Annotated in this window: 1 protein-coding gene and 1 pseudogene; one reads left to right on the forward strand and one right to left on the reverse strand. The window is 75.9% G+C overall.

Annotation, left to right across the window (positions count from 1 at the left end; genetic code table 11):
* Window positions 1–936, reverse strand: a pseudogene (locus tag AXW62_RS46530) (glycosyltransferase family 39 protein); the annotation flags it as partial.
* A gap of 166 nt (window positions 937–1,102) precedes the next feature.
* On the opposite strand from AXW62_RS46530, the gene AXW62_RS39360 reads away from it, so the two are divergent.
* A complete protein-coding gene (locus AXW62_RS39360; protein ID WP_060948527.1) occupies window positions 1,103–3,226 on the forward strand; it encodes a hypothetical protein in 2,124 nt (707 codons plus the stop codon).
* The last annotated feature ends 56 nt before the right edge of the window (window positions 3,227–3,282 follow it).

Raw genomic sequence — 3,282 nt, forward strand, 5'->3', positions numbered from 1 at the left:
GTCCGGGGCCGGGCCCGCGGCCGGGCCGGGAGCCGCCCCGGGGTTGGGAGCCGCCCCGGGGTTGGGAGCCGCCCCGGGGCCGGGTGTCGCCGCCGGACCCGGCGGGCGCGCGTCCCGGTCCGGCGGGGTACGCACCGGACCCGGCGCCCCCCGGTCCGGCGAAGTGCGAGCCGAACCCGGCGCGTCCCGGCATGCCTGACCTGACGCCCCCCGATCCGACGGGGTACGGACCGGACCCGACGCCCCTCGATCCGGCGGCGTACAGGCTTGACCCGACGACCCCCGATCCGGCGAGGTACAGGAGGCCGGACCCGACGCTCCCTGATCCGGCGAAGTGCGAGCCGAACCCGGCGCGTCCCCGCAGGCCGGACCCGACGACTCCCGGTGCAAAGCACGGGCCTGACCCGACGCCCCCCGATCCGGCGGGGTACGGGCCGGACCCCGCGCGTCCCGGCAGGCCGGACCCCGCGCGTTCCCGCAGGCCGGACCCGGCGCCCCCCGGTCCGGCGAAGCGCAGGCCGAACCCGGGGCGATGGCGCCCGCCAGCAGATACGTCGCCCCGGCCGCGCCCGCCGCGACCAGCGCGTAGGAGCGGCCCTCCTGGGCGTAATGGGTGACCACGGGCGTGACCGCGTAGAGCAGTCCGGCCCACAGGCCCACCCGGGGCCGGGCGAGGCGGCAGCCGAGGGCGGCGACGAGGCCGGTGGCGGCCACGGCGGCCAGCACCGACGGCAGACGCATGGTCACCTCGGAGGGCCGGAGCGCCAGCACCAGGTGCATCAGCAGGTAGTAGAGCCCGTGGACGGCGTCCACCGTGCCGAGCGTCTCGCGGATCTGAGGGAGGGTCCGCCGCGCCATCTGGTACGTCGCGGCCTCGTCGCGCCACATCGTGCCCCGGTCCAGGCCCCACAGCCCCAGGCAGAGCATGACGGCCATCGGTACCGCGACCGCCGTCGACACGGAGATCGCACGCTTGTGCCCGTTCACGTCCACCTCACCTGCCCCGGTCACCAACGGAGACAACAAAAGGCATAAATACGACTATTCGCCTACAGTGTGCAGTCAGGACGTCTCATCCGCTCCGCCGCGAAGGGCACGCGTCATGAACCGCCTCGGTATCGGAAGTCCCCGCGGTCTGGCGGCCTTCGCCGCGCTGACCGGGTGTCTGGTGACCATGGCGGTGGCCGCGCTCACCGGGACCGGGGGGGTCTTCGCCGCGGCCGGACTGGCCGGCTGCGGCTGTGAGCTGCTGCTGCACCGCACCGAACCGGGGCTGATGGCCCGTCTGGGGCGGCTGCACATGGGCGCGACCCCGCGCTTCGAGTTCCGCTGCGTCCTGCTGCTCCTGCTGCTCGGCCGGCTCCACGTCACCGGCCCCATCGGGCTGGCCGCGGCCATGACGCTGGTGCTGTGCCTGCTGGCCGGCCAGGCCCTGCACGCCGCGCTCACCACGCTGATCCGGCGGCGCCGCGCCCTCGCGGTCGCGGCCCGCAACATCGATCTGCGCCGGCTGGACATCAGCGACCGGCCGCCCCGCAGACTCACCGAATGGCCCGGTCCGCGGATGCTGGCCTACGAGCTGTCCGCCCTGCTCGGGCTGACCGCGTCGCTGGCCACCGGCGACGCCCGCTGGGTGGTGGCGGCGCTCACCCTCGCCGCCGGAGCCTGCCTGATCACGGTGGTGGCGCTGGTTCCGTACCTGGTCCGGGCCGTCCGCCGGCTGCCCGGCGCCGCACAGGTGCTGGCCGAGGTCGACGCCTGGCTGATCCGTCACCGCCCCCGCACGGTGCTGTACTTCTCCGGCCCGCGCGACCGCGTCCACCAGGTCACCGGATGGCTGGGGGCGGTGGCCGCGCTGCCCACCCCGTCCCTGGTCGTCCTGCGCGACCGGGAGCTGCTGGAGGCGCTGGACCCGACCCCGCTGCCGGTGCTGTGCGTCCCGGACGCCGCGCATCTGGCGCGGCTCGACCTGAGCGGGGTGCGGGTCGCGCTCTACCCCGCCAACACCGGCCGGAACATCCACCTGCTGCGGATCCCCACCATGCAGCACGTCTTCCTGGCCCCCGGCGACGGCGACCGGGCCGTCGATCCGTACAGCAAGGTCTACGACCAGGTGTGGGTCGCGGGCGAGGCCGGGCGCCGCCGCCACGTCCAGGCGGCGGTCGGGGTCGAGGACGCCGACATCGTGGAGATCGGCCGCCCCCAGCTGGACGGCCTCCGCGCCGCCGGGACCGGCCACGTCCCCGCACCGGTCCCCACCGTGCTGTACGCACCCGCCTCGGACGAGCCCGGCACGGCGGACGAGCCGATCGTACGAGCGCTGCTGGAGAGCGAACGCCCGGTCCGCTTGCTCTACCGGCCGCATCCGCCCACCGGCCGCCGCTCCCCCGAGGCCCGCGCCGCCCACCGCCGGATCGCCGCCCTGATCCAGGCGGCCAACGAGCGGCGCGCCGCCGACCCGGTCGGCGAGGCGTCCGGGGACGCCGGGGCGCTGCGCGCCGAGGCCGCCCGCCACCGCGCCGAACTGGCCAGACGCATCGCCGCGCTGGAGGCCCGGCTGCGCCGGGCGGACGCCGACGAGGCCATGCTCACCCGGGACCACGCCGCCCCCGACCCGGCCCTGCTGACCGAGGCCGAGGACCTGCGCCGGCAGTGGCACCAGGCCCACTGGGCCGCCTCACCGCCCTGGCTCCACCAGGTGATCGAGGGCGACACCCCCACCCTGCACTCCTGCTTCGGCCAGGCCGATCTGCTGATCACCGGCCTCTCCGGCGCGGACGGCCGCACCGGCGCGGACGGCCTCTCCGGCGCGGACGGCCTCTCCGGCGTGGGGGACAGCCGCTCCGGCGCGGACGGCGACCTCTCCGGCGTGGTCGGCGACTTCCTCGCCACCCTCAAGCCGTACGCGCTCACCATCCCGGCCGGGCTGACCGAGGAGGAATTCCGGCGGCAGCACACCCTGGCCAGGGCGGCCTATCTGCTCGGTCCCGGGGCATCCGGTATGGACACCGTCCTGCGCCCGCTCTTCGACCCCTCCCTCGACGAACTGCGCACCACCCGCCAGGAGGTGACGGAGTTCCTGCTCGGCCCCGCCGTCCCACCGTCCGTCCAGCGCTTCACCGACGCGGTCGAGAAGCTCGCCCGTAAGGGGGAGGCGCTGCTGAGGATGCGCGACCTCCACACGGCACCGCCGCCCGACACCGGACGCTGGTCCGTCACCCGGTAGCAGCACGTCCCACACCCGGGCCTCACCCCGGGCCCGCACCATGAGCCCCCCTCGGC

Origin of the sequence: Streptomyces hygroscopicus subsp. hygroscopicus (assembly GCF_001553455.1) — a bacterium.
Classification (GTDB): Bacteria; Actinomycetota; Actinomycetes; order Streptomycetales; family Streptomycetaceae; genus Streptomyces; species Streptomyces hygroscopicus.